23 protein-coding genes and 1 pseudogene are annotated in these 22,848 nt (G+C 71.1%); 12 read left to right on the top strand and 12 right to left on the bottom strand.

The window, feature by feature from the left end; all coding sequences use genetic code 11:
- Positions 1-79: 79 nt before the first annotated feature.
- Together BJ965_RS14620 and BJ965_RS14615 are read left to right on the top strand one after the other, a co-directional pair.
- Positions 80-484, top strand: coding sequence for a GtrA family protein (locus BJ965_RS14620; RefSeq protein WP_184917166.1), 405 nt, complete (start codon positions 80-82; stop codon positions 482-484).
- Positions 472-1,389 carry a YihY/virulence factor BrkB family protein gene (locus BJ965_RS14615; protein WP_184909046.1) on the top strand — a complete coding sequence of 306 codons (918 nt, stop codon included), beginning with the start codon at positions 472-474 and terminating at the stop codon, positions 1,387-1,389. Before BJ965_RS14620 ends, BJ965_RS14615 begins: the two co-directional genes overlap by 13 nt.
- Here BJ965_RS14615 and BJ965_RS14610 read toward each other — a convergent pair.
- On the bottom strand, positions 1,337-2,644 hold the full coding sequence (locus BJ965_RS14610) for a D-alanyl-D-alanine carboxypeptidase family protein (RefSeq protein ID WP_313666866.1): 1,308 nt from the start codon (positions 2,642-2,644) through the stop codon (positions 1,337-1,339). The genes BJ965_RS14615 and BJ965_RS14610 overlap by 53 nt on opposite strands.
- Positions 2,645-2,816: 172 nt before the next feature.
- Between BJ965_RS14610 and BJ965_RS14605 the strand changes: the two genes are divergently transcribed.
- The 3 genes from BJ965_RS14605 (at position 2,817) to BJ965_RS14595 (ending at position 6,365) form a co-directional block, all read left to right on the top strand.
- On the top strand, positions 2,817-3,056 hold the full coding sequence (locus BJ965_RS14605) for an SCO4848 family membrane protein (RefSeq protein WP_030842131.1): 240 nt from the start codon (positions 2,817-2,819) through the stop codon (positions 3,054-3,056).
- Between the two features lie 23 nt (positions 3,057-3,079).
- Positions 3,080-4,642, top strand: a complete 1,563-nt coding sequence (locus BJ965_RS14600; protein ID WP_184909044.1) for a metallophosphoesterase — start codon at positions 3,080-3,082, stop codon at positions 4,640-4,642.
- Between the two features lie 169 nt (positions 4,643-4,811).
- The gene (locus BJ965_RS14595; protein ID WP_184909043.1) at positions 4,812-6,365 is read left to right on the top strand and encodes an ABC transporter substrate-binding protein; all 1,554 of its coding nucleotides are present in this window, start codon (positions 4,812-4,814) and stop codon (positions 6,363-6,365) included.
- A 4-nt stretch (positions 6,366-6,369) separates the two neighbouring features.
- Here the strand turns inward: BJ965_RS14595 and BJ965_RS14590 are convergent, their stop codons facing one another.
- Genes BJ965_RS14590 through BJ965_RS14580 form a run of 3 tightly spaced genes read right to left on the bottom strand, consistent with a single transcriptional unit; the run spans position 6,370 to position 8,096 of the window.
- Complete coding sequence (locus BJ965_RS14590) at positions 6,370-7,116, bottom strand: TetR/AcrR family transcriptional regulator (protein WP_184909042.1); 747 nt, start codon at positions 7,114-7,116, stop codon at positions 6,370-6,372.
- Positions 7,117-7,148: 32 nt separating this feature from the next.
- Entirely contained in the window at positions 7,149-7,643 is a 495-nt protein-coding gene (locus tag BJ965_RS14585) for a thiol-disulfide oxidoreductase DCC family protein (RefSeq protein ID WP_184917163.1), read from the bottom strand.
- Positions 7,644-7,688: 45 nt separating this feature from the next.
- Positions 7,689-8,096: a hypothetical protein gene (locus BJ965_RS14580; RefSeq protein ID WP_184909041.1), complete on the bottom strand. Its 408-nt coding sequence runs from the start codon at positions 8,094-8,096 to the stop codon at positions 7,689-7,691.
- A gap of 119 nt (positions 8,097-8,215) precedes the next feature.
- Here BJ965_RS14580 and BJ965_RS14575 point away from each other — a divergent pair, with 119 nt between their 5' ends.
- Positions 8,216-8,608, top strand: a complete 393-nt coding sequence (locus BJ965_RS14575; protein WP_184909040.1) for a hypothetical protein — start codon at positions 8,216-8,218, stop codon at positions 8,606-8,608.
- On the top strand, positions 8,608-11,097 hold the full coding sequence (locus BJ965_RS14570) for a DUF4132 domain-containing protein (RefSeq protein ID WP_184909039.1): 2,490 nt from the start codon (positions 8,608-8,610) through the stop codon (positions 11,095-11,097). Before BJ965_RS14575 ends, BJ965_RS14570 begins: the two co-directional genes overlap by 1 nt.
- A 504-nt stretch (positions 11,098-11,601) precedes the next feature.
- Here BJ965_RS14570 and BJ965_RS14565 read toward each other — a convergent pair.
- The 7 genes and pseudogenes from BJ965_RS14565 to BJ965_RS14535 form a co-directional block, all read right to left on the bottom strand.
- A complete protein-coding gene (locus BJ965_RS14565; protein ID WP_184909038.1) occupies positions 11,602-12,375 on the bottom strand; it encodes a hypothetical protein in 774 nt (257 codons plus the stop codon).
- Positions 12,376-12,473: 98 nt separating this feature from the next.
- Positions 12,474-12,840, bottom strand: a pseudogene (locus BJ965_RS14560) (Uma2 family endonuclease); the annotation flags it as partial.
- A 103-nt stretch (positions 12,841-12,943) separates the two neighbouring features.
- Entirely contained in the window at positions 12,944-13,723 is a 780-nt protein-coding gene (locus BJ965_RS14555; protein ID WP_031107859.1) for a succinate dehydrogenase iron-sulfur subunit, read from the bottom strand.
- Positions 13,723-15,477, bottom strand: coding sequence for a succinate dehydrogenase flavoprotein subunit (sdhA, locus tag BJ965_RS14550; protein WP_184909037.1), 1,755 nt, complete (start codon positions 15,475-15,477; stop codon positions 13,723-13,725). Before sdhA ends, BJ965_RS14555 begins: the two co-directional genes overlap by 1 nt.
- Before the next feature lie 19 nt (positions 15,478-15,496).
- A complete protein-coding gene (locus BJ965_RS14545; protein WP_030842160.1) occupies positions 15,497-15,979 on the bottom strand; it encodes a succinate dehydrogenase hydrophobic membrane anchor subunit in 483 nt (160 codons plus the stop codon).
- Between the two features lie 5 nt (positions 15,980-15,984).
- Complete coding sequence (sdhC, locus tag BJ965_RS14540) at positions 15,985-16,365, bottom strand: succinate dehydrogenase, cytochrome b556 subunit (protein ID WP_031107855.1); 381 nt, start codon at positions 16,363-16,365, stop codon at positions 15,985-15,987.
- A 192-nt stretch (positions 16,366-16,557) separates the two neighbouring features.
- Positions 16,558-17,052, bottom strand: coding sequence for a 2-oxo-4-hydroxy-4-carboxy-5-ureidoimidazoline decarboxylase (locus BJ965_RS14535; protein WP_184909036.1), 495 nt, complete (start codon positions 17,050-17,052; stop codon positions 16,558-16,560).
- A gap of 288 nt (positions 17,053-17,340) precedes the next feature.
- Between BJ965_RS14535 and BJ965_RS14530 the strand changes: the two genes are divergently transcribed.
- The 4 genes from BJ965_RS14530 to BJ965_RS14515 all read left to right on the top strand — a co-directional run bounded on the left by BJ965_RS14530 (position 17,341) and on the right by BJ965_RS14515 (position 20,749).
- Complete coding sequence (locus BJ965_RS14530) at positions 17,341-18,936, top strand: beta-N-acetylhexosaminidase (RefSeq protein WP_184917160.1); 1,596 nt, start codon at positions 17,341-17,343, stop codon at positions 18,934-18,936.
- A 93-nt stretch (positions 18,937-19,029) separates the two neighbouring features.
- Complete coding sequence (locus tag BJ965_RS14525; protein WP_184909035.1) at positions 19,030-19,536, top strand: hypothetical protein; 507 nt, start codon at positions 19,030-19,032, stop codon at positions 19,534-19,536.
- 109 nt (positions 19,537-19,645) lie between these two features.
- The gene (locus tag BJ965_RS14520) at positions 19,646-20,200 is read left to right on the top strand and encodes a hypothetical protein (protein ID WP_184909034.1); all 555 of its coding nucleotides are present in this window, start codon (positions 19,646-19,648) and stop codon (positions 20,198-20,200) included.
- A 153-nt stretch (positions 20,201-20,353) separates the two neighbouring features.
- Positions 20,354-20,749 (top strand): hypothetical protein, encoded by a 396-nt coding sequence (locus BJ965_RS14515; protein ID WP_184909033.1) that lies wholly within the window; start codon positions 20,354-20,356, stop codon positions 20,747-20,749.
- 2 nt (positions 20,750-20,751) lie between these two features.
- On the opposite strand, the gene BJ965_RS14510 is transcribed toward BJ965_RS14515, so the two are convergent.
- Positions 20,752-21,948 carry an N-acetylmuramoyl-L-alanine amidase gene (locus BJ965_RS14510; protein ID WP_184909032.1) on the bottom strand — a complete coding sequence of 399 codons (1,197 nt, stop codon included), beginning with the start codon at positions 21,946-21,948 and terminating at the stop codon, positions 20,752-20,754.
- A 216-nt stretch (positions 21,949-22,164) separates the two neighbouring features.
- Between BJ965_RS14510 and BJ965_RS14505 the strand changes: the two genes are divergently transcribed.
- Positions 22,165-22,782 carry an RNA polymerase sigma factor gene (locus BJ965_RS14505; RefSeq protein WP_184909031.1) on the top strand — a complete coding sequence of 206 codons (618 nt, stop codon included), beginning with the start codon at positions 22,165-22,167 and terminating at the stop codon, positions 22,780-22,782.
- Positions 22,783-22,848: the final 66 nt, after the last annotated feature.

Raw genomic sequence — 22,848 nt, 5'->3', positions numbered from 1 at the left:
GCGCGCGAGGCGCGGCCTCCGGCCCGCCGGACCGGCGGCGTCGGCTCCGCCGAGCCCCGGGGCGCCGCGGCGCCGGGAACTGATCGGCTTCGCCACCGTCGGGCTCCTCGCCTACGCCGTCGACCTGGCCCTGTTCACCGGCCTGCGTGGCCCCGCCGGACTCGACCCGCTCACCGCCAAGTCCCTGTCCTTCCTGGCCGCCTGCACGGTCGCCTACGCGGGCAACGCCCTCGGCACCTACCGGACCGCGCGCGCACCCGGCCTGCGCCCCTGCGCCGTGTTCTTCGCGGTGAACCTCGCCGGAGCCGCCGTACAACTGCTCTGCCTGGCCGTCAGCCACTACGGCCTCGGCCTCACCTCGCAGCGCGCGGACACCGTCTCGGGCGCGGTCGTCGGTATGGCGCTGGCCACAGTCCTGCGGTTCTGGGGTACCCGTACATGGGTGTTCCGGGCGGAGGGCAGAGTCGGATCATGGACTGGCTGAAAAGGCTCCCGGTGATCGGGCCGTGGTCGGAGCGGCTGATGATCACCCACGCGTGGCGGTCGTACGAGCGGCTCGACCGCGTGAAGTGGCCGCGGCTGGCCGCCGCGATGACTTTCAGGAGTTTCGTCGCCCTGTTCCCGCTGCTGACGGTGTCCGCCACCATCGCCGCCGCCACGCTCAGCAAGGAGCAGGAGAACGCGCTGCAGGACAAGCTCGCCGAGCAGGTCCCCGGCATCTCCGACCAGCTGGACATCGCCGGCCTGGTGGACAACGCCGGCACGATCGGGCTCATCGCGGGCGCGCTGCTGCTCTTCACCGGCATCAGCTGGGCCGGCGCGATGCGCGAGTGCCTGCGCGCCGTGTGGGAGCTGCCCGACGAGGAGGAGAACCCGCTGGTGCGCTACGCCAAGGACGCCGGTGTCCTGGTCGGCCTCGGCGGCGCGCTCCTCGTCACCATCGCCGCCTCCGCCGTCGCCTCCGCGATGATCGGCTGGATCACCCGGCAGCTCGGCATCGACGAGGGCGGCTGGGGCGGTGTCCTGCTGCACATCGCCGCGCTCCTGATCGCCGTCCTCGCGAACTTCCTGCTCCTGCTCTACGTCCTCACCCTGCTGCCCGGCGTAGAGCCGACGCGCCACCGCCTGTTCGTCGCGGCGCTGACCGGCGCGATCGGATTCGAACTGCTGAAGCTGCTGATCAGCGGCTATCTGCAGGGCGTGGCCGCGAAGAGCATGTACGGCGCGTTCGGGGTGCCCGTCGCGCTGCTGCTGTGGATCAACTTCACCTCGAAGCTGGTGCTGTTCTGCGCCGCCTGGACGGCGACGCAGAGCAAGCAGGACGAAGTTCCCGAGATCACGGGCGAGTGCGGCGGCGCACCAGATCCGGCAGCGGCCAACGGCGGTTGACCAGGAACGCGCCGCCCGCGAGCAGCACCAGCACCCCGCCCGTGATGCCGAGTGCGATCCCGATGCCGCTGGAGCCGTCCGCGGCCGGGGCGCTGGCCACCGGCTTCGAACCGGTCCCGGCCGTGCCGCTGCCGCCGTCCCCGGAGCCGCCCGCCTCACCGGAGGGGTTCGCGCCGGGCTTGGCCTGCGCGGTGCCCTTCGGCGGCACCAGCTCGCCCACCGGCTGCACCTTCCCGGCCGCCTTGAAGCCCCAGTCGAACAGCCGGGCCGTCTCCTTGTAGACCTCGTTGTGATCGGGCTTCTCCGGGTTCATCACCGTCACCAGCAGCACCTTGCCGCCGCGCTCGGCCACGCCGGTGAAGGTGGCGCCCGCGTTGGTCGTGTTGCCGTTCTTGACGCCCGCGATGCCCTCGTAGACGGGCACGTCGGAGTCACCGGCCAGCAGCCGGTTGGTGTTCTGGATCTCGAAGGACTCGCGGACCTTCTTGCCCTTCTTGCCCTTCTTGGTCTGCCCGGGGAACTTGGCGCGGACCGTCGAGGCGTACTCGCGGAAGTCCTTCTTCTGCATCCCCGAGCGGGCGAACAGCGTCAGGTCGTACGCGGAGGAGACCTGCCCCTCGGCGTCGTAGCCGTCCGGGCTGACGACGTGCGTGTCGAGGGCCTGGAGCTCCTCGGCGTGCGCGTTCATCGCCTTGACGGTGTTCTCGACGCCCCCGTTCATGGCGGACAGCACGTGCACGGCGTCGTTGCCGGAGCGCAGGAAGACGCCCAGCCACAGGTCGTGGACCGTGTACGTCTCCTCCTCCTTTATCCCGACCATGCTGGAGCCCGCGCCGATGCCGGCCAGGTCCGCGGGCACGACCTTGTGCTTGGTGTCGCTCGGGAACTTCGGCAGCAGCGTGTCCGCGAACAGCATCTTCAGCGTGCTCGCGGGGGCCAGGCGCCAGTGCGCGTTGTGCGCGGCCAGCACGTCACCGGTCTCGGCGTCGGCGACGATCCAGGAGCGGGCGCTGACGTCCTTCGGCAGCACCGGTACGCCGCTCGCCAGGTTCACCTGCGTCCCCGGCCGGCCGAGCCGGGCGCCGCCCACGCTCGACATCGACGCCGGGGGAGTGGCCGACGGACTCGCGCTCGCCGACGGGCTGTCCGAGGGCTTCGGCGCGGCGACGGCGGCGGGCGCGGCCAGCGCGAGGGACGACAGGACGGCGGAGGTGACCAACAGGGATCGCCTGGTGGTCTGCTTCGGAGCGGACACGATCGGAAACGTACATGCCGTCCGGGGGGAAGTCCCGCCTCCGGCCCCACCCCGGGAACGGAACCGGACACGGCCTGGCGATACTGGTCTCATGCTGTGCTCATCCGGGGGACAACCCTCGGCCCCCCGGCCGACCCCGGGAGCCCGGCGTTGTGATGAAAGGTCTGATTTTGTGAAGCTCAGCCGCCCCGTCTCCTGGTTCCTGCTCGCCTTCGGGGTGTGGAGCTGGGTCATCTGGATCACTTTCGTCAAGAACCTGGTCGCGGACGGCAGCGGGCTCGCCTTCGACGACGGTCGTCCCACGGCCTACTTCTGGGTGCACCTGCTGCTCGCCGTCGTTTCCTTCGTATTGGGGACGGCCGTCGGGGCCATCGGGTTGCGTGGTCTGCGCGCACTGCGCCGGACGTCATAGCCGCGATCGGGAGACACGCCACCGTGGTCATCGTTTTCGTACTCGTCGCCGTACTGGTCCTGGCCGTCGTCGTGACGGCCAACTGGTATGTGTGGCGCCGGCTGTTCCGCGACACGACCCGCGGCCCGGGCCTCGTCCGCCGTGCCGGTGCGGTCCTGATCGCCGGCGGCTGGGTGCTGGCGATCGCGGCCCTGGTCGCCGAACGCTCCGGCGCCCCCTTCTGGCTCCAGCAGGTCCTCGCCTGGCCGGGCTTCCTGTGGCTGGCGCTGTCGATATACCTCCTGCTGGCGGTGGTGGCCGGCGAGATCGTCCGCCCGCTGCTGCGCCGCTTCCTGGAACACCGGGCGAGACGAACGGGCCAGGGCCCACGGCCCGACCCGGGACCGCGCACGGCAGGCCCCCGGGGCGACGGCGTCGCCGCGCCGCAGGCGAACGGCAGCGGCGCGGCCCCTGTGGCCGGGACCGGCGATGCCGGTGGAGCGCCCGCGTCCGCGACGGCGACAGGTTCGCGGCCGGGAGGCGGCGCGGCCTCCATCCCTGCGAGCGTCTCGCAGCCCGACGGCGGTGGTGGCGCGGCCTCCACCACGACCGCCGTGCCCACGGCGGGCGGCGGAGCGACCGCTTCCGCGGCGGCGCCCGCAGCCGCCTCGCAGCACGATTGCGGCGCCTCCGCCACCGCCCCTCAGCCGCCGAACGGCACCGGCCCGGACGCCGCGCCCGAGGCCTCCCCACAGCTGCCTGACACCGCCACCCCCGCCGGCCCCACCCGCCGTCTCTTCGTCTCCCGGGTCGTCGCCGGGGCCGCCGCGGCCGCCGCCGTCGGGACCGTGGGGTACGGGACGTACGGCGTGCTGCGCGGCCCGAAGGTCAAGCGGGTCACCGTGCCGCTGGCCAAGCTGCCGCGTGCCGCGCACGGATACCGGATCGCCGTGGTCAGCGACGTGCACCTCGGCCCGGTCCTGGGACGCGGCTTCGCGCAGAAGGTCGTCGACACGATCAACGCGACCCAGCCCGACCTGATCGCGGTCGTCGGCGACCTGGTCGACGGCAGTGTGAAGGACCTGGGCCCGGCGGCCGCCCCGCTCGCGCAGCTGAGGGCCCGTCACGGCTCCTACTTCGTCACCGGCAACCACGAGTACTTCTCCGGCGCCGAGCAGTGGGTCGAGGAGGTCCGCCGCCTGGGCATCGACCCCCTGGAGAACGCCCGCAGGGAGATGCCGTACTTCGACCTGGCCGGAGTCAACGACGTCGCGGGCGAGGACGAGGGCCAGGGCCCCGACTTCGCGAAGGCGCTCGGCGACCGCGACACGGCACGCGCGTGCGTGCTGCTCGCCCACCAGCCCGTCCAGATCCACGACGCCGTCGAGCACGGCGTCGACCTCCAGCTGTCCGGCCACACGCACGGCGGCCAGCTCTGGCCGGGCAACCTCATCGCCGCCGGCGCCAACCCCACCCTCGCGGGCCTGGACCGCTACGGCGACACCCAGCTCTACGTCTCGCGCGGCGCCGGCGCCTGGGGCCCGCCCACCCGCGTGGGCGCACCCTCGGACATCACCGTCATCGAACTCGCGTCGAAGCAGGCCTGACGGCGCGCACACCCTGTGAGAACGCTGTGAAACCGGACCGAAACGCCCATCGGCAAGGTCTTTCCCAACTCGTCGGATCTCCCTTCCCTCTGCCCGAAATCCTGTGATTGTGTGAGCCCGCCGCAAAGGGGTGCGGCACACGCACAAGGGCCTGGGGAGGGCAAAGCCGATGCGATCGGTTCGCATACGGATACTCGCGGGGCTGCTGGTCCTGGCCGCCGCGGGCGTGGGCGCCTGGCAGTTCCTGCCGTCGAAGGACGACGGGAAGACCGTCACGGTCGGCACGACGGACGGCGTCACCTCGCTCGACCCGGCCGGTGCCTACGACGCGGGCTCCTGGGCGTTGTTCAGCAACGTCTTCCAGTCGCTGCTGACGTTCGCGCCGGGCGGCACCGCCCCCGTGCCGGACGCGGCGAAGAGCTGCGCGTTCGCGCACGGCGACCTCACCACGTACCGCTGCCGGCTGCGCGACGGCCTGACCTTCCCGAGCGGCCGGGCCATGGACGCCGAGGACGTGAAGTACTCCTTCGACCGCATCCGGAGGATCAAGGCGCCCGTCGGCCCGGCGTCCCTGCTCGGCACGCTGGGTTCCGTGGACGCCGCCGGCATGACCGTGACCTTCCACCTGACCTCGCCGGACGCGACGTTCCCCTTCAAGGTGGCCACCGGCGCCGGCTCGATCGTCGACCACACCGCGTACCCGGCCGGCAAGCTGCGCACCGACGCCGGCGTCGACGGCACCGGCCCCTACACCCTCACCTCGTACACGAAGGGCCACGAGGCGGTCCTCGCGCCCAGCCGGCACTACCGGGGTGCCGTCGGCGGCACCGGACGCCCCGTCGACCTGCGGTACTACCCGACCCCCCAAGCCCTGGACACCGCCTGGAAGGACAGGCAGGTCGACGTCGCGACCGACCAGCTGCCGCCCGGCGTCCTCGCCGGACTCAACCCGAGCGACCCCGGCCGACGCGTCTACGAGGCGGACGGCTCCGAGACCCGGAACCTGTACTTCAACACCCGCGCGGGCAAGCCGCTGCACGACCCGAAGGTCCGGCAGGCCATGGCCTGGCTGATCGACCGCGAGCGGCTGGCCGCCACCGTCTACGACGGCACCGTCGACCCGCTGTACTCCCTGATCCCGGCGGGCCTCACCGGGCACACCACCTCGTTCTTCGACGACTACCCGAAGCCGGACCCGAAGAAGGCCCGGCAACTGCTCACCCGGGCCGGAGTCAGCCTGCCGGTGCACTTCACCTACGGCTACGCCGAGGGCCGCGGCGCCAGTGAGCAGGAGGCGGCCGAGATCAAGAAGGAACTGGAGGCGAGCGGCCTGTTCAAGGTCACCCTCCAGGGCTACGAATGGACCGCCTTCCAGAAGCAGTGGGCGACCGGCAGGCTCGACGCGTACGCCGTCGGCTGGGTCGCCGACTTCCCCGACCCGGACACCTTCGGCGCCGCGCTCGTCGGCACCGGAAGCGCCATGAACACCGGCTACAGCAGCAAGACCGTCGACCGGCTCGTCAAGGACAGCCGGCACTTCGCCGAGCGGACCGAGGCCGACCAGGACTTCCGCTCGGTGCAGCAGACCGTCGCCGAGGACGTGCCGGTGCTGCCGCTGTGGCAGGCCAAGGAGTACGTCGTCACCACCGAGGACGTCGGCGGCGGCCAGTACCTGTCGGACGGTACGGGCGTGTTCCGCCTGTGGAGCCTCACCGGCCTCTGACGCATCAGGGGTCGGTGCGCCGCCGGGCCGCCGGATCAGGGATGGCGTTCGTCATCCCCGGCAGGAACTCCGTGAACAGCTCGTGCACCTCGCGCACGAGCGGCCGCAGCACCCGGAAGCGGGCCAGGGCGACGCCCCGCGCGGTGAGCCGGGCGCCGCGCTCGGCCAGCCGGTAGCTGCGCTCGCGCCCCTCGGTACGGTCGAAGATCCAGTACAGGACCAGCCCCATCTGGGACAGCCACATCAACTCGGGAAGGATCTCCCGCAGTTCCTCGGGCACCTTCGTCTTCGTGGCCCCGGCGAGCACCTCCCGGTGGACGCTGATGGCCTCCTCGCGCGCGTGCTCCGACTCAGGCGAGAAGGGGCTGAGCGGGCTGTCCGGGTCGGCGGCGTTCTTGAAGAACTGCACCGCGAACTCGTGGTAGGGCGCGGCGATGTCCAGCCAGGCGCGCAGCACCCCCGCGAGACGGGCCTCCAGGTCGCGCTCACGGTCCAGGATCTCCCGGACCGCCACCTGGTGCTCGGCGGCGATCCGGTCGTAGAAGCCCTGGATCAGGTGCTCCTTGCCCGCGAAGTAGTAGTACGCGTTGCCGACGGAGACCCCCGCCTCCTTGGCGATGGCCCGCATGGTCGTCTTGTCGTAGCCGCGCTCCTGGAACAGCCGCATGGCCGTCTCCAGGATCAGGGCGCGGGTCTGCTCGGACTTGGTGGGGGTGGCGCCGTCGTCGGGGCCGTCGTTCTTCGCGGGCACGGGAAGAGAGCCTAACGTCAGCACGGGTGCGGTCACCGAGGGGCGCAGGTGCCGTCGGCGCAGCCGGGCGCGGTGTGGCTCCAGCCGGTGCCGGGTTCGTACGACCAGCCGTCCGCGCGCCGGTACACCTGACCGCCCCACTGCGCGCCGCCGCGCCGGCCCCGGTGCGCCTGCGCCCCGCGCCACTTGGCGGCGGCGAGCACCGCGCCCTTGGCCAGCAGGGCGCCGGAGGGGCTGCTCAGCCGGTGGGCGAGCGGCCGGTGTTCGCGCAGCGCCCACAGGGTGACCACCCAGGCGGCGGGGCCCCGGTAGACCTGTCCGGCGTCGCCGACGACGGTGATCTCGTCGAGGGTGGCGCCGTGGTCGAGGCCGGGAAAGCGCCGCCGGGCCTCCTCGGAGGCGGCCGGGACCGGCTCCAGCGGCACCAGCTGGGGCTGCCGCAGGAGCCAATCGCGCAGGAACGCGCACAGGGAGCACTCGGCGTCGTACAGGACGGTGAGCCGGCGGACCGGTGCGGGAGCGTTCATGCCGGTCGCGTTCGTGCCGGTGGCGTTCACGTGGGCCTCCTCCGCTCAGGCCCGCGCCTGCGGGGCCACCCAGCCCTGCGGCGGCACCGGGGGCACCTGCTCCCGTTCCATGGCGCCCCGGCGCCGGATCCGGTTGAGCACGTAGACGTTGGCCAGGTGCATCACGCCGAGCACCAGCAGCACCACGCCGAGCTTGGTCGACAGGACCTCGAAGATGCCGCGGGCGTCGGTGATGGTCTCGTCGTCGCTCAGGTACAGCGCGACGAAGCCGAGGTTGACGAGGTAGAAGCCGACCACCAAGAGGTGGTTGACGGCGTCGGCGAGCTTCTCGTTGCCGTGCAGCACGTCGGCGAGGAAGACCCTGCCGTTCCGGCTGAGCGTGCGGGCCACCCAGATGGTCAGACCGATGCTGACCAGCAGGTAGATGACGTAGGCGATGACCGTGCGGTCCATAGCCCCACCCTTCTTGAACACGTTCAAAACGTTGTCGGGGACGACTCTAGACCTACTTTTGAACATGTTCAACACGGGGGCCGGAGGGATTGTCAGTGGTGCCTCGTACTGTCGTCGGCATGGGAAACGTGACGTTCGTCGACGAGACGACGGCGGGGGAGCGGCGCACGGCCTGGGGGCTGGAGATCGCCGAAGAACGGCTGACCGTGGGGGAACTGATCCGGCGCCGGGTGTTCCAGGAGGTCGCCGAGTACAACGCCCGTACGCCGGAGGTCTTCCAGGGCCTCGTGCAGCCGGAAAACACCGAGCGCGTGCTGAACGGCTACGCGGTGCGCACGCCCCGCCGGATCGACCCCGAGACCCAGACGGCCCTGGCCATGCGGGCCTTCGCGGGGAACGGCTTCCTGGTGCTGGTGGGTGACCGTCAGGTCACCGACCCGGACGAGGAGATCGAGCTGGCGCTCGGCACCGAGGTCACGTTCCTGAAGCTCGTCCCCCTGGTCGGTGGCTGATGAGCTTCCTCCGCACGCCCCGGTCGCACGCGGACCGGCTGGGCAACAGGATCGCCGACGGCGACATCGGCCGGGTCGCCGACGAGGCGCTGCGCGCCCTGGACTCCAGCCGCGGAGCTTGGAGCACAGGCTGGGAGCGGGTGCTGGACCAGCTCCGGGCCCTGCCGGACGAGCAGCGCCGCGAGCTGCTGCACGCCCTGGCCGACCGCTTCGACCAGGCCGGTGACGACAGCGAGGCCCGCTGCCGCCATCTCGTCCTGTGCACCCTGGTCGCCGAGGGCCTCGACGGCGCGGAGAGCCTCGCCGACGACCCGCTGGCCGCCGAGCGCCACAAGGCCCTGGACGACCTCGCCCGGCGGCAGTCCTTCTGGTACGCGGCCCGCTTCGAGGTCCTGGGCCGGGCCGAGCTGGCCGCCGGCCGACCCCTTCCGGCCCCCGTCGTGGCCGTGATCCGCCGCGCGGCTCTCGACGCCTACCGCGCGGACGAGCTCGTCGAGCTGGCCCGGCAGCTCACCGACCCCGTCCTCAACGTCGGCGAGCCATGGGCCGAACAGGCCCTGAGCGACGCCACGACCCCCGAGTGGCACGCCCTCCTCGCCCACGCCGTCACCGCCACCGCCTCGAAACCCACGGCGAAGTGGGACAAACAGGCCCGTGCCCTCCTGGACACCCTCGGCACCGACCGCGTCCGTGAGACGGTCCTGTCCTGGCTCGCCCTCGTCGGCCGCCCCCGCACCCTCCCCCTGGAACGCCAGGAGTGGGAGCCGGACATCAACAACGCCTACGACCCGTACAACGCGACGGCCCTGCGCGGCCTGGCCTGGCTCCTCTCCCTGCTGCCGCCCCACACCGGCACGGTCCGGGCCCTGGGCGCCCTGGTCGAGACCTCGCTGAAGAAGGTCGCGGGCCTCGGCCCCCGCAACCCCAAGGCCGCCAACGCCGGTGTCGTCGCGCTGGCCCGCGTCGACTCCGAGCCGGCCCTGGCCGAACTCGCCCGGCTGGCCACCCGCGTGACGTACAAGAACACGGCCAAGCTCCTCGACGCGGCCCTGGAGGCCCGGGCCACCGCACTCGGCCTCAGCCGCGAGGAGATCGAGGAACTGGCGGTCCCGGCGTACGGCCTGACGGACATCGGCCACGCCGAACACCGCCTCGGCGAGGCGACGGCACTCCTCGAAGTCCGAGGCTCGCGAGCCGTGCTGAGCTGGCGCAACGCCGCCGGCAGGCCGGTCAGGACCGTGCCGGTGGCCGTGAAGCGCGACCACCCGGACGAACTGAAGGAACTGAAAACGGCGGTCAAGGACATCGACAAGATGCTCTCGGCGCAGAGCGAGCGTCTGGACCGCCAGTTCCTGGCCCGCCGCAGCTGGCCGTACGCGGTCTGGCGCGAGCGCTACCTGGACCACCCCCTGGTCGGCACGCTGGCCCGCCGCCTGCTGTGGACGGTCGACGGCAGGACGGCCGGATACGCGGACGGCGAGCTGCGGACCCTCTCCGACGACCCGCTGCCGCCGGGCACCCGGGTCGAACTCTGGCACCCGGTCGGCCGCGAGCCCGCCGAGACCGTCGCCTGGCGCGACTGGCTGGAGCGGCACGGCGTCACCCAGCCGTTCAAACAGGCCCACCGCGAGATCTACCTGCTCACGGACGCCGAGCGCGCCACCGGCACCTACTCCAACCGCTTCGCGGCCCACATCCTGCGCCAGCACCAGTTCCACTCCCTGGCCGCGATCCGCGGCTGGCACAACAAGCTGCGCCTGTGCGTCGACGACTCCGCCCCGCCCGCGACCCGCGAGCTGCCACAGTGGGGCCTGCGCGCCGAGTACTGGATCGAGGGCGATGGCGAGGAGTACGGCGTCGACACCACCGACTCCGGCAGTTATCTGCGCCTGCGCACCGACCAGGTCCGCTTCTATCCGATCGACGCCCCGCAGAACTCGGCCCACTGCTACGGCGGCGAGTACTCCATGTGGCTCCGCGACGGCAGGGACCCGGTCGACCCGATCCCCCTCCAGGACATCCCGCCCCTGGTCCTCTCCGAAGTCCTGCGCGACGTCGACCTGTTCGTCGGCGTGGCCAGCGTCGGCAACGACCCGACCTGGCAGGACGGCGGCCCCGGTGGCCGCTTCCGGGAGTACTGGACGTCGTACGGCTTCGGCGAGCTGAACGCGAGCGCCGAGACCCGCCGCCTGCTGCTCGACCGCCTGATACCCCGCCTGGCCATCGCCGACCGCTGCACCCTGGAGGGCCGCTTCCTCCACGTCCGCGGCGACCGCCACACGTACAAGATCCACCTGGGCTCGGGCAACATCCTCATGACCCCGAACGACCAGTACCTCTGCATCGTCCCCAAGTCCGCCCCGACGACCCCCGGGACGGGCTACCTCCCCTACGAGGGCGACCGCATGCTGGCGGTCATCCTCAGCAAGGCGATGATGCTGGCAGCGGACACGAAGATCACGGACCCGTCGATCCTGAGCCAGTTGTGAACGAGACCGGGGCCGACTTCGACAAGGTCCTTGCGGCTGCATACAAGATTCCAGCGACCCCACATCTTCGTGCGGATCGATCGAATCGTGGTACCTGATTCGATGCATCCAGGCTTCACGTGTTCACCTCTGTCAATTCCTGTTCGGTGCAATTTTTGGGGAATGAAGGCGAAGGGACAGGGGCCCCACCGGAGTGATCTCCGGTGGGGGCCCTGTCGCCGTTTGACGGCAACGCTGACGGCAAGGTCAGCGGACGGTGGCAGCGGCGGGCGGGTCGTCGGGGGTGTCTGTCGAGTTGAGGGCGTGGCCGAGGAGTTCCTTGATGACGACGCCTTCGAGGCCGCTGCGTGGCGGTGTTCAGCACGAGAGTGAGCAGGCTCGCACAAGGTGTAGCAGCCGGGTGCCGCGGCAATCGCAGAAACGATGACGATGAACGAAGCAGGGTCTGCAGGGAATCCATGCGGCAGACCCTTCTGGTTGGGGTCGATCACGCAGGTTCCGCGCTCAGACTTTACAGCCCCCCACCCGCCGCGTACTCAGCGCGATGTCGTCCATCCGCACCTCGTACGACGACGGGCTCGGGTCGGCCTGGTACAGCTGCCAGCCCAGCTTGAGCCGGTCGAAGGACGGGAAGACGAACGGGTCCGAGGTGCCGCCGTGCCGGTCGGTGGATACGGTCAGGTCGGGCTGGGGTATCCCGTCGAAGTAGACGGTGACGCGGTTGTCGGTGGCGTCCAGGTGGAACTCGACGCACTGCCACGTGTCGGCCCTCGCCGGGGCCGAGGTCTTCCAGGACGTCCAGTCCCCGGTCGGTCCGAGGTCGGAGCCGACGCCGTAGAAGTTCCCACTCTCCGTGGGCGCGTACTGTCCGCCGAGCGGCCGGACGAGCGTGGGGGAGTCGGAACCGGACGCCTCCGCGAGGGTCCAGTGCGCCCAGTCGGGGGCAGTCGGGAAGGCGTCCACGCGCAGTCGCAGCCGGGCCCAGAAGCTGTTGCCGGGCGGCTTGAGGTCGGGGAAGACCAGGAAGGCGCGGCCGTTGCCCTGGGTGCGGATGCGGAGTTCGCGGCCGTGGCCGGACGACGAACGGGCGATCGTCAGGCTGCCGTCGGACGTGTCGGTGGTCCACCCGCGGCCTTCGGTGACCGGGCCGAGGGGGAGGCGGTCGAAGGTCTCGCGTGCGAGGACCGGGGAGGGACTTGCCGAGGCGGTGGGGGATACCGGCAGCAGCGTGGCGGCCGTGGCCACGAGCGCGACGGCGGCTTTCCTCAGGGGCGTCATGAGCGACAGTCTCGTGACATCCGGCCCTATCGGTCACAGGAGCCATACGACAGGTGGCCGGAACCGGCCTGAATCTGGCCGGTTCCTCGTCCTGCGGCTCAGTCGCTCGTCCTCGGCTGGCCGGCCTTGAGGATTTCCGCCACGTCGAGGGTCACCTTGGCGCCGATGGAGTCCGGGAGAGTGACGAGCTCGCCGGAGGCGTGCGGGCGGTGGCCTTCGTAGGTACTTCCGACCGGGTTGGTCAGGACGTGGAGCCGCTGGTGCTTGCGGTTCCACGACGACGTAGACCGGGATCTTCGCCTCGGCGTAGGCGGCGACCTTCGTCTTCAGGTCGTTCTTCCAGTTCGTGGAGGTGACCTCCAGCACGAGGCGGAAGCAGACCGGGTCGTAGGCGTTGTTCTCGACGTGGTGATCCTCGAAGTCGGCGTCCACGACCGCGAGGTCGGGGATGGCATAGTCGGATGCCACTCGCGCGTCCGTTCCGGGAGCCCTCACCCGAAGGTGTGGCATATGCCGGAGGGCCCCGTCTCCAGCGGAAACGGGGCCCTCAAGGCGCAAGCGGTCGACCTCAGAAGCGGCGCGTGATCAGCGCACGCTTCACCTCTGCGATCGCCTTCGTGACCTCGATGCCACGCGGGCACGCGTCCGTGCAGTTGAAGGTCGTGCGGCAGCGCCACACGCCGTCGCGGTCGTTGAGGATCTCCAGGCGCTGCTCACCCGCCTCGTCGCGCGAGTCGAAGATGAAGCGGTGCGCGTTGACGATCGCGGCCGGGCCGAAGTACTGGCCGTCGTTCCAGAAGACCGGGCACGACGTGGTGCAGGCCGCGCAGAGGATGCACTTCGTCGTGTCGTCGAAGCGCTCGCGGTCCTCGGCCGTCTGGAACCGCTCACGCGTCGGCTCGTTCGTGTCCTTCGTGATGAGGAAGGGCATGACGTCGCGGTACGCCTGGAAGAACGGCTCCATGTCGACCACGAGGTCCTTCAGGACCGTGAGGCCCTTGATGGCCTCGACCGTGATCGGCTTCTCGGGGTTGATGTCCTTGATCAGCGTCTTGCAGGCAAGACGGTTCTTGCCGTTGATCCGCATCGCGTCCGAGCCGCAGATGCCGTGCGCGCAGGAACGGCGGAAGGTGAGAGTGCCGTCCAGGTCCCACTTGATCTTGTGGAGGGCGTCGAGGACACGCTCCTTGGGGTCGATCTCCACCTGGAAGTCTTCCCACACCGCCTCCGCCGCGACCTCAGGGTTGAAGCGGCGGATGCGGAAGGTGACCGTGATGTAGGGGGAGTCGGCGAAACCGGGCTCGGGCTTGCCGGCCGCGTCTTCCTTGTCCAGAACAGGGGTAGCCATCAGTACTTACGCTCCATCGGCTGGTAGCGGGTCTGGACGACCGGCTTGTAGTCGAGACGGACGGTTTCGGAGCCGTCGGCGCCGACCTCGCGGTACGCCATGGTGTGCCGCATGAAGTTGACGTCGTCGCGGTTCGGGTAGTCCTCGCGGTAGTGACCGCCGCGCGACTCCTTGCGGGCGAGCGCGGAGACGGCCATGACCTCGGCGAGGTCGAGCAGGTTGCCCAGCTCCACGGCCTCCAGCAGGTCCGTGTTGAACCGCTTGCCCTTGTCCTGGATCGAGACGTTCTTGTAGCGCTCGCGCAGCTCCGCGATCTTCTCGACCGCCGTCTTGATCGTCTGCTCGGTGCGGAACACCATGACGTTGGCGTCCATGGTCTCCTGCAGCTCACGCCGCAGCTCCGCCACCCGCTCGGTGCCGGTGGCGTCGCGCAGCCGCTCCACCTGCGCGACCACGAGCTCCGCCGGGTTCTCCGGCAGCTCGACGAAGTCCGCCTTCTGCGCGTACTCGGCGGCGGCGATGCCCGCGCGCTTGCCGAAGACGTTGATGTCCAGCAGCGAGTTCGTGCCGAGGCGGTTGGCGCCGTGCACGGACACGCAGGCGACCTCGCCGGCCGCGTACAGACCGGGGACGACCGTGGTGTTGTCCGCCAGGACCTCACCCTCGACGTTGGTCGGGATGCCGCCCATGGCGTAGTGAGCGGTGGGCTGGATCGGGATCGGGTCCGTGTAGGGCTCGATGCCGAGGTAGGTGCGCGCGAACTCCGTGATGTCCGGGAGCTTCGCGTCCAGCTGCTCCGGCGGGAGGTGCGTGAGGTCGAGGTAGACGTGGTCGCCCTCGGGACCGCAGCCGCGGCCCTCACGGATCTCCGTGTAGATGGAGCGGGAGACGACGTCACGGGACGCGAGGTCCTTCATGACCGGCGCGTACTTCTCCATGAAGCGCTCGCCGTCCTTGTTGCGGAGGATGCCGCCCTCACCGCGGGCGCCCTCCGTCAGCAGGATGCCCATGCGCCAGATGCCGGTCGGGTGGAACTGGAAGAACTCCATGTCCTCCAGCGGCAGCCCGCGGCGGTAGACGGCCGCCTGGCCGTCACCGGTCAGCGTGTGCGCGTTCGACGTCACCTTGAAGAACTTGCCGCAGCCGCCGGACGCGTAGACCACGGACTTCGCCTGGAAGACGTGGATCTCGCCGGTGGCGAGTTCGTACGCCACGACGCCCGCCGACTTCTTGACGCCGTCGACCTCGGTGATCAGCTGGTCCAGGACGTAGAACTCGTTGTAGAACTCCACGCCCTCCTTGACGCAGTTCTGGTACAGCGTCTGGAGGATCATGTGGCCGGTGCGGTCGGCCGCGTAGCAGGAACGGCGGACCGGGGCCTCACCGTGGTTGCGGCTGTGACCGCCGAAGCGGCGCTGGTCGATGGTGCCGTTCGGCGTGCGGTTGAACGGCAGGCCCATCTTCTCGAGGTCCAGGACCGAGTCGATGGCCTCCTTCGCCAGGATCTCGGCGGCGTCCTGGTCGACCAGGTAGTCACCGCCCTTGACCGTGTCGAAGGTGTGCCACTCCCAGTTGTCCTCCTCCACGTTGGCGAGCGCGGCGGCCATGCCGCCCTGCGCGGCGCCCGTGTGGGAGCGGGTGGGGTACAGCTTGGTCAGCACGGCGGTGCGGCTGCGCTTCGTGGACTCGATGGCCGCGCGCATGCCCGCGCCACCGGCGCCGACGATGACGGTGTCGTACTTGTGGATCTTCATGATTCTCGCAACCCCGTGCCTAGCGGATGTTCGGGTCGAAGGTGAAGATCACCAGCGTGCCCAGCAGGATGGTGAACACCGTGGCGGTGTAGAGCAGGCCCTTGAGCCACAGCCGGGTGTTCGCGCGCTCCGCGTAGTCGTTGATGACCGTGCGCAGGCCGTTGGCGCCGTGCAGCATGGCGAGCCACAGCATCAGCAGGTCCCAGACCTGCCAGAACGGGGACGCCCAGCGGCCCGCCACGAAGGCGAAGCCGATCTTGGAGACGCCGCCGTCCAGCACGAGCTGGATCAGCAGGTGGCCGAGAACCAGGACGACCAGCACCACGCCCGACAGGCGCATGAACAGCCAGGCGGCCAGCTCGAAGTTGCCCCGGGTGCTCTTGGGGGTCTTCTTGGTGCGCTGGCGCGGGGCCTCGATGAAGGGCGCCGGGTTGTCGACGGTGTAGACGGCGCCACCCTCGACGGGGCCGACACCGGCAGCGGACTTCTCAGTCGTGGACATTGGCGTCAGCTCCCGAACAGTTCACGAGCGGCGTGGCCGAGGACGGGGTAGATGGCCCCCAGCATCAGCACGACCCACAGGGCGACGACGGTCCAGAGCATCTGCTTCTGGTAGCGGGCGCCCTTGATCCAGAAGTCGACAGCGATGACGCGCAGACCGTTGAGCGCGTGAAAGAGGATGGCGGCGACGAGGCCGTACTCCAGCAGCGCGACGATCGGCGTCTTGTACGTGGCCACGACGGTGTCGTAGGCCTCCGGGGACACACGGACGAGAGCGGTGTCCAGCACGTGAACGAACAGGAAGAAGAAGATGAGGACGCCGGTGACTCGATGAGCCACCCAGGACCACATTCCTTCCCGGCCGCGGTACAGCGTTCCAGCCGGCACGGAAGTTTCCTCCGGGAGCGGGGATTGGGGCCGCGCCGGCTTGGTGTGTCGGTCGGGCCCGGCCGGGTACGGTCCACCGGCCCCCAGCATCGTAGCGATGCGTTGCGGCCGGGCTGCGCCGGGGTCTGGCTGTGTGATCAAACTGGCATGCGTACGGGCTAGCGGAAACGGCTTCTGGGGTGGGGTGCCCTGTTATCGGCCGGGTGCGGGTGCGCTGTGGTTGTTCGCGCAGTTCCCCGCGGCCCTGAGGGCGCTGACCAGCCGCCCGCTCGCCAGGCGCCGGAGTTCATCGGCCACGACCGCCCGCTCCTCTTCGGGATCGTTGGTCAATCGTGACCGGATGGCCGCGAGGAGGCGGTCCAGGGTCTCCGACGGGGACAAACCGTCCAGGCAGATGACGAACACGTGTCCGAAGCGGGCCTCGTAGGCGGCGTGGGCCGCGTTGAGGGCGGTGTGGGCCGCGGAGTAGCTGTCCGGCGGGAGCGTGGGCAGCGGCTCGGCCGCCAGTGCTTCGGTGAGGTCGGACCAGCCGAGGTCGTAGGCGGCCTCGTCCGCCGCGGCCAGCAGGGAGTCCAGGTCCGGATAGGGACGGTGGTCCGCGACACGCCCGGCCCAGCGGCGGCTGCGCAGGCAGGAGAGGAGGGCCTGCTCCAGGTCCTCCTCGGAGGCTGCGTTGAAGTGCTCCACCGGTATGGCGAGGCGGCCGGGGAGGTCTGGGAGACGGTGCGCAGGCAGCGTGGGTCCTCGTGGGCGTCACGTGTGTCGGCAGGGCAAGTTGTGAGAGATGTGACGTCACGCTATCGAGTACGACCACGGCGTGTCCGAAGGATGCCTGAATTTTCACCCGGGAGGGAGAGTTTCGGAACGCGTGGTGGACGCGCGCCGAGCGGCCCCGGGTTTTAGGTTGGCCGTGTGAGTCAGCACAGGCGCCGGACGGCGAAGCAGGAGAAGCAGCGGCAGGTGCTGGTCGTGGCCATGGCTGTAGCCCTGGTCGTGGTCGCGGCCGGGGTGAGTCTCGGGCTCTGGGCGTCCTCGGGGGGTGACGGCGGGTCCACCGGATCGGAGGCCGGATCCTCGCAGGGCGCCACCGCGGCGGCGCCCCCGGACAGGGCACCGGAAGCGGCCCCCAGCCCGACCCGCTCCTACCCCCTGTCCGAGACGCCCCGCACCATCCCCGCCGTACGGGACCACGAGCCGGCGCGCGGCCCGGGCTGGCAGCCGGAGAAGGGCAACCGGGTGGTCGTGGACGACCCGGCGCTGGCCGACGAGGGACGGCTGGTCGCCGGCGAGCTCGGGATGACGTACGCGGGCGAGAAGGGCGACAAGAAGGCCGGGGACCTGCGGCTGGCGCTGAACGGCGACAAGGGCGCGAACCCGGAGTCGTACACGATGACCGTGCGCGACGGGCGGGTGGAGATCGACGGGCCCACCGACGCGGGGGTCTTCTACGGCACCCGCACGCTCAAGCAGGAGACCCACGACGGCGGCACGGCGCCCGAGGGCGTGGTGAAGGACGAACCGGCCAAGCCGCAGCGCGGGTTCATGCTGGACATCGCCCGCAAGAACTTCACGGCCGGCTGGATCGAGGACCGGGTCCGGGAACTGGGCGACCTGAAGTACAACGAGCTGGGGCTGCACTTCTCCGACGACCAGGGCTTCCGGATCGAGTCCGACGCGCAGCCGGAGATCGTGTCCCAGCCGCATCTGACCAAGGCGCAGGTGCGGAAGATCGTCGACCTCGCGGAGAGCCGGCACATCACCGTCGTGCCCGAGATCGACTCGCCCGGGCACCTGGGCGCGGTCCTCCGCGCCCACCCCGACCTGCAGCTGCGCACCGCACAGGGGTCGGCTGTGCAGGGCGCCATCGACATCTCCAAGCCCGAGAGCGCCGAGATCGTCGACGAGCTGCTGAACGAGTACGCGGGGCTCTTCCCCGGCAAGCCCTGGCACCTCGGGGCCGACGAGTACCAGGCGCTGGTCCGCTCCGACCCGGAGGCGTCGTTCCCCCAGCTGGCCGCGGCCGCCCAGGAGAAGTACGGCTCCGGCGCGACGGTCGCCGACCTGACGACCGGCTGGCTGAACGACCGGGCCGACACCGTCCGCAAGCACGATCGCGTCCCGCGGGCGTGGAACGACGGCTTCTTCCGCGGCACCTCCGTGCAGGCCGCCAAGGACATCCAGGTCGCCTACTGGACCGGCAAGGAGATCGGCGCCCGGGCGCCCCTGGAGTACCTCCAGGCGGGCCGCAAGGTGATCAACTACAACGACGAGTTCCTGTACTACGTGCTCGGCGAGCCGCAGACCTTCGTCTACCCGACGGGGCAGCGGATCTACGAGCAGTGGACACCGCGGGTGCTGCGCGGCACCGCTGGCGTGCCGGCGCGCTACGACGGCCAGATCCTCGGCGGGACCTTCGCCGTCTGGTGCGACCTGGCGGACTCCCAGACGCAGGACCAGGTGGCGGCCGGGATCCGGATGCCGCTGCGGGCGACCGTCCAGAAGCTGTGGGACCCGGGCGAGCCCGAGCTGTCCTGGGCGCAGTTCCGGGCGCTGGCGGACAGGCTCGGCTGACCGGCACGAATTGGCCCATACGGCTGCGAACTCCCGTACGGCTGTGGTGGTCTTCTCGCGAGGAGCATCGAATATGCCGGGGGGAACCGGGACATGGGCTACTGGGGATACTTCGTCGTGGGCCGGGGGGAGCGGCCGCTGCCGGAACTGACGGCGCTGGCGGGGGCCGGGGACGGTCCGACGCGGCGCGCCTCGGCGCCGGGCGGATGGCAGGTGTGGGAGTACCCGAGCAGGGACGGCGACATCGGGAACATGAACGCCCTCGCCCGGGAGACCGGGGCGCCCGCGCTCTTCGGGTACGTCATGAACAGCGAGTGCGTGGTGCTGGAGGCCGCGGCCCCGGAGAGCGGGGCGTGGACGACCTGTCTCGCGCGCTCGGCCATGGCCGGGTATCTGGGGGCGGGCCGGGAGAGCCTCACGCTGGAGGACTACTTCCTGGAACCCGGCGAAGCCGCCGAGCGTGCCGTGCGCTGGGCCGCCGAGGCCGGGTGCGAGGTGAACGCCGACGCCCTCGTGGCCGTACTGACTTCAGACCCTGACCCCCTGGCCGAAAACCTCTTGTTCCGCTTCCTCGACAGGCTGGGTGTGGTGCCCCTGTGACACTCCGGGGCCGTTGCACGCAGTAAGGGGAAGTGCGGGTTCCGTAAGGGGTGAAGGCCGGGCAGCGGCCTGATCGGGCCACGGAGGCGGCCCGCGGAGGGAGGCGTGGATGAGCCTGGTGGAGTTGATCGCACAGGCCGACGAACGCGGGCTGGCCGCGAGCGGGCTGGCTTGTTTGGATCGGTGCGTGCCCCTGCTGGGCGGCGACGACGAGATCCTGCGGCCGCTGTGGGCGAGCCTCGGCGACGGTGCGGGTGCCGGCGAGTGGGGTGAGCGGCTGGAGCAGGCGCGCGGCAAGCTGGACGCGGCCGGCGCCGGGGACGAGGCTGCCGTGCTCGCCCACCGGATGCTCGAGGCCGCTCCCGCCGAGCCCTCCGCCGCGGGAGTCCGGGTGTGGGCCGACGCCTGTTCCGTCGCCTCCCTCCAGATCCACCGGCTCCTGGACACCGCCGAGGACGAGGCCTCGTCCGTCGACTCCCGCCGCGAGGGCCGTACGGAGGGCATGTCGCCCCTCGTCGCCGCCGAACTGCGCCGTCAGATCACCGTCCTGGAGGTCCTCGCCGGACACGGCCCGGCCGGGCTGCGCCGGGCGCTGGAGGTGTCGGTCGAGGGGCGCCGGGTGCTGCGCGCGGTGGTCTCCCGCCGGAACCGGCAACAGGGCTGAGGGAGCGGGTCCCCAGGCGCCCGACCGGCCTAAACCCCGTTCCTGGAAGAGTCCTGTGACTGTCCCTTGGGCGAGGTGGGGCGGTCCTGCGTTGCTTCGGGGAAGCCGCCGAATCCGGGTGACGAAACGCTTCGCCGCAGCGCTTTCCGGGATGTGACGACTCAAGCGGAGACCAGGCCATCGGCGGCTGCGAAGCCGCTGCGATGGGCGGCGGACACAGTGGCGACGATGCGCGAGGGAGCACGGCTGCGCCTCGACTACTCGGCGCAGAGCCTGTGGAGCATCGACCGGATGATCGAGGGGATACGGCGGGAGGGAGCGCCCGACGCCGCCGTCCGGGAGGTGCTGCGCGGCTTCGGCGCCTACGCCGGTGAGGTGATGGCGCGTCACTCCGGCGCCGAATGGTGGGCGACCGGCGGTGACCACTGGATCCGCACCCCCGACGGGCGCCTGTGGGACCCCATCGAGGAGGCGCGCCGCTGCTACGCGGGACACGGATCGCTGCGGCTGCTGTGCCGGGACGCGGTGAGCACCGGGCCCCGGCGGTAGCGTCACCGCCCGAGTACGCCCGCGTCCGCGGCGTCGTTCCCGGCCTCGTCCTCGTCCAGGGGTCCCGGCGGCTCCGTGGCGGGCTCGGCCGGCGTGCCGGCGTTCGCGGCCAGGGTGCGGATCTCTGGCAGGTCGTCGTAGAGGTGCTGTCCGGGGCATTCGGTCGGGTAGCCGTCGCGGTGGCCGGAGATGCGGTGGAACGTCACCTTCTGGCCCAGCTTGTACTTGCCGTTGTCGGCACCCGAGGTCAGCACGGTCGTCCCGGTCGGGTCGATGCCGTAGAGGCCGAGCTTCCACGCGGCGACCTTCGCGACCGACGCGCGCACCGCGGCGTTGGTGGCCGCCGTGGAGTAGTCGCCGAGCACCGAGACACTGCTGGTGGCGGTGTTGAACCCGTAGGTGTGCGCGCCGAGGACGGGCTTGTCGACGCCACCCGCACGGCCCTCGAAGACGGTGCCGCACTTGTCGACGAGGAAGTGGTAGCCGATGTCGTTCCAGCCGTTGCTCTGCACGTGGTAGAGGAACACGCCGCGCACGATCGACGCCGACTCGGAGCAGGTGTAGTCGTTGGTGCCCGCCGTGTGGTGGACGAACACCGCCTTGGTGTCGCCGGTGTAGGTGGGCGGGTCCTTCACCAGGGACTCGTCCGCGCCCCAGGCGGAACGCGACGTCATGGCGGGACGCTCGGCCGCCAGCGGACCGGCGGCCGGCCGGGCGGTGGCCGGATCGACGGCCTCGGTGTGCACCGCGTCCGATCCGGCCTCGGGGTCGACCAGTTCGACCCGCAGCCCTTCCGGCAGGCGCGAGCCCGACAGGCGCACCTGGACGCCGTCCGAGGGCCCGGTCCACAGCGGCTGGGTGCTGCCGCGCACCCCGGCCCGGTCGCGGTCGGGGCCGGTCTCGGGCCTACGGCCTTCGGTCTCCAGGGGGCGCCACGCGCTCCACGCGCCGCTCTCCCGGGAGCGGGTGCGCACCTCGGCGGTGCCGTCCAGGGCCGCGTCCGGATCGTCCCAGGTGACGCCGATCAGGCTGAACGGCTCGGTGGTGCGCGGCGCGAGGGACCGGTCGTGGGGGTCGCCGTCCGGCACCCGGACGGTGTGCACACCGTCCGAGGGGGTGGCCCGGGCGGGCTGGGTCAGTCCGAGTGCGCCGAGGGCCAGGGCGGTGGCGACGGCGGTGCGCAGGAGGCGGGGTGTCATACGGCGCTCGCCTTTCGTGGGCGGTGGCATCGCGAGCAGAGGTCCCCGGTACGTCACTTGGCCGAAACCTCCGCGGGGCGGGGCTCCCGAGGACGGCGGGCCGGGTTGACCCGAACGGTCGCGGGCGCCCGGCGCCTGACGCGCTGTGACACTTCCGCGCCGACCGGCGCTGATGAGCGTGGGAGGGCGCGCACTCGGCACGGACGAGGACGGTACTTGGGTCAGGGAACGGAACCCCGGCGTGGGCAGGCGTACGACGGGGAACTGGGCGCGGCCGTCGCGCGGGCCCAGCAGGGTGACGAGGCGGCCTTCGCGGTCGCCTACCGCTTCGTGCAGCCCGGACTGCTCGGCTATCTGCGCGGCCTGGTCGGGGACGACGCGGAGGACGTGGCGTCCGACGCCTGGCTGGAGATCGCCCGGGACCTCGGGCGGTTCCGGGGCGACGGGGCCGGCTTCCGCGGCTGGACGGCGACCATCGCCCGGCACCGGGCGCTGGACCATCTGCGCCGGCAGCGGGTACGGCCCCGGTCGTCCGCGCTGGAGCAGGACATCCTGGAACTGCCGGGACCGCAGAGCACGCACGACCAGGCGCTGGAGGCCATCTCCACCGAGCACGCCCTGGAGCTGGTCCGGGGGCTGCCGCGCGACCAGGCCGAGGCCGTGCTGCTGCGTGTCGTGGTCGGCCTCGACGGCCCCGCCGCCGCGCGGGTTCTGGGCAAACGGCCGGGCGCGGTACGGACGGCCGCCTACCGGGGTCTGAAGCGCCTCGCCGGGCAGCTGGGCGCGGCGAGTGTGACGGATGAGGCTCCCCGGACGCTGGGTGAGTCGACGTAGCGGAACCGGCGGTTTCGCGTGCGGCCCGGCCGGGTCGCACGGGGTCGGGGCCCTGAACAGGGCGGA

Origin of the sequence: Streptomyces luteogriseus (assembly GCF_014205055.1) — a bacterium.
Taxonomy (GTDB): Bacteria; Actinomycetota; Actinomycetes; order Streptomycetales; family Streptomycetaceae; genus Streptomyces; species Streptomyces luteogriseus.
This window is presented reverse-complemented; position numbering and strand designations above follow the sequence as displayed.

Coding starts and splice junctions, on each gene's coding strand:
- BJ965_RS14585 (WP_184917163.1), bottom strand. CDS start 7,643: ATGAACGCTCCCGCACCGGTCCGCCGGCTCACCGTCCTGTACGACGCC.
- BJ965_RS14545 (WP_030842160.1), bottom strand. CDS start 15,979: ATGTCCACGACTGAGAAGTCCGCTGCCGGTGTCGGCCCCGTCGAGGGT.
- BJ965_RS14615 (WP_184909046.1), top strand. CDS start 472: ATGGACTGGCTGAAAAGGCTCCCGGTGATCGGGCCGTGGTCGGAGCGG.
- BJ965_RS14595 (WP_184909043.1), top strand. CDS start 4,812: ATGCGATCGGTTCGCATACGGATACTCGCGGGGCTGCTGGTCCTGGCC.
- BJ965_RS14580 (WP_184909041.1), bottom strand. CDS start 8,096: ATGGACCGCACGGTCATCGCCTACGTCATCTACCTGCTGGTCAGCATC.
- BJ965_RS14570 (WP_184909039.1), top strand. CDS start 8,608: ATGAGCTTCCTCCGCACGCCCCGGTCGCACGCGGACCGGCTGGGCAAC.
- BJ965_RS14575 (WP_184909040.1), top strand. CDS start 8,216: ATGGGAAACGTGACGTTCGTCGACGAGACGACGGCGGGGGAGCGGCGC.
- BJ965_RS14530 (WP_184917160.1), top strand. CDS start 17,341: ATGGCTGTAGCCCTGGTCGTGGTCGCGGCCGGGGTGAGTCTCGGGCTC.
- BJ965_RS14525 (WP_184909035.1), top strand. CDS start 19,030: ATGGGCTACTGGGGATACTTCGTCGTGGGCCGGGGGGAGCGGCCGCTG.
- BJ965_RS14555 (WP_031107859.1), bottom strand. CDS start 13,723: ATGGCTACCCCTGTTCTGGACAAGGAAGACGCGGCCGGCAAGCCCGAG.
- BJ965_RS14520 (WP_184909034.1), top strand. CDS start 19,646: ATGAGCCTGGTGGAGTTGATCGCACAGGCCGACGAACGCGGGCTGGCC.
- sdhA (WP_184909037.1), bottom strand. CDS start 15,477: ATGAAGATCCACAAGTACGACACCGTCATCGTCGGCGCCGGTGGCGCG.
- BJ965_RS14565 (WP_184909038.1), bottom strand. CDS start 12,375: ATGACGCCCCTGAGGAAAGCCGCCGTCGCGCTCGTGGCCACGGCCGCC.
- BJ965_RS14510 (WP_184909032.1), bottom strand. CDS start 21,948: ATGACACCCCGCCTCCTGCGCACCGCCGTCGCCACCGCCCTGGCCCTC.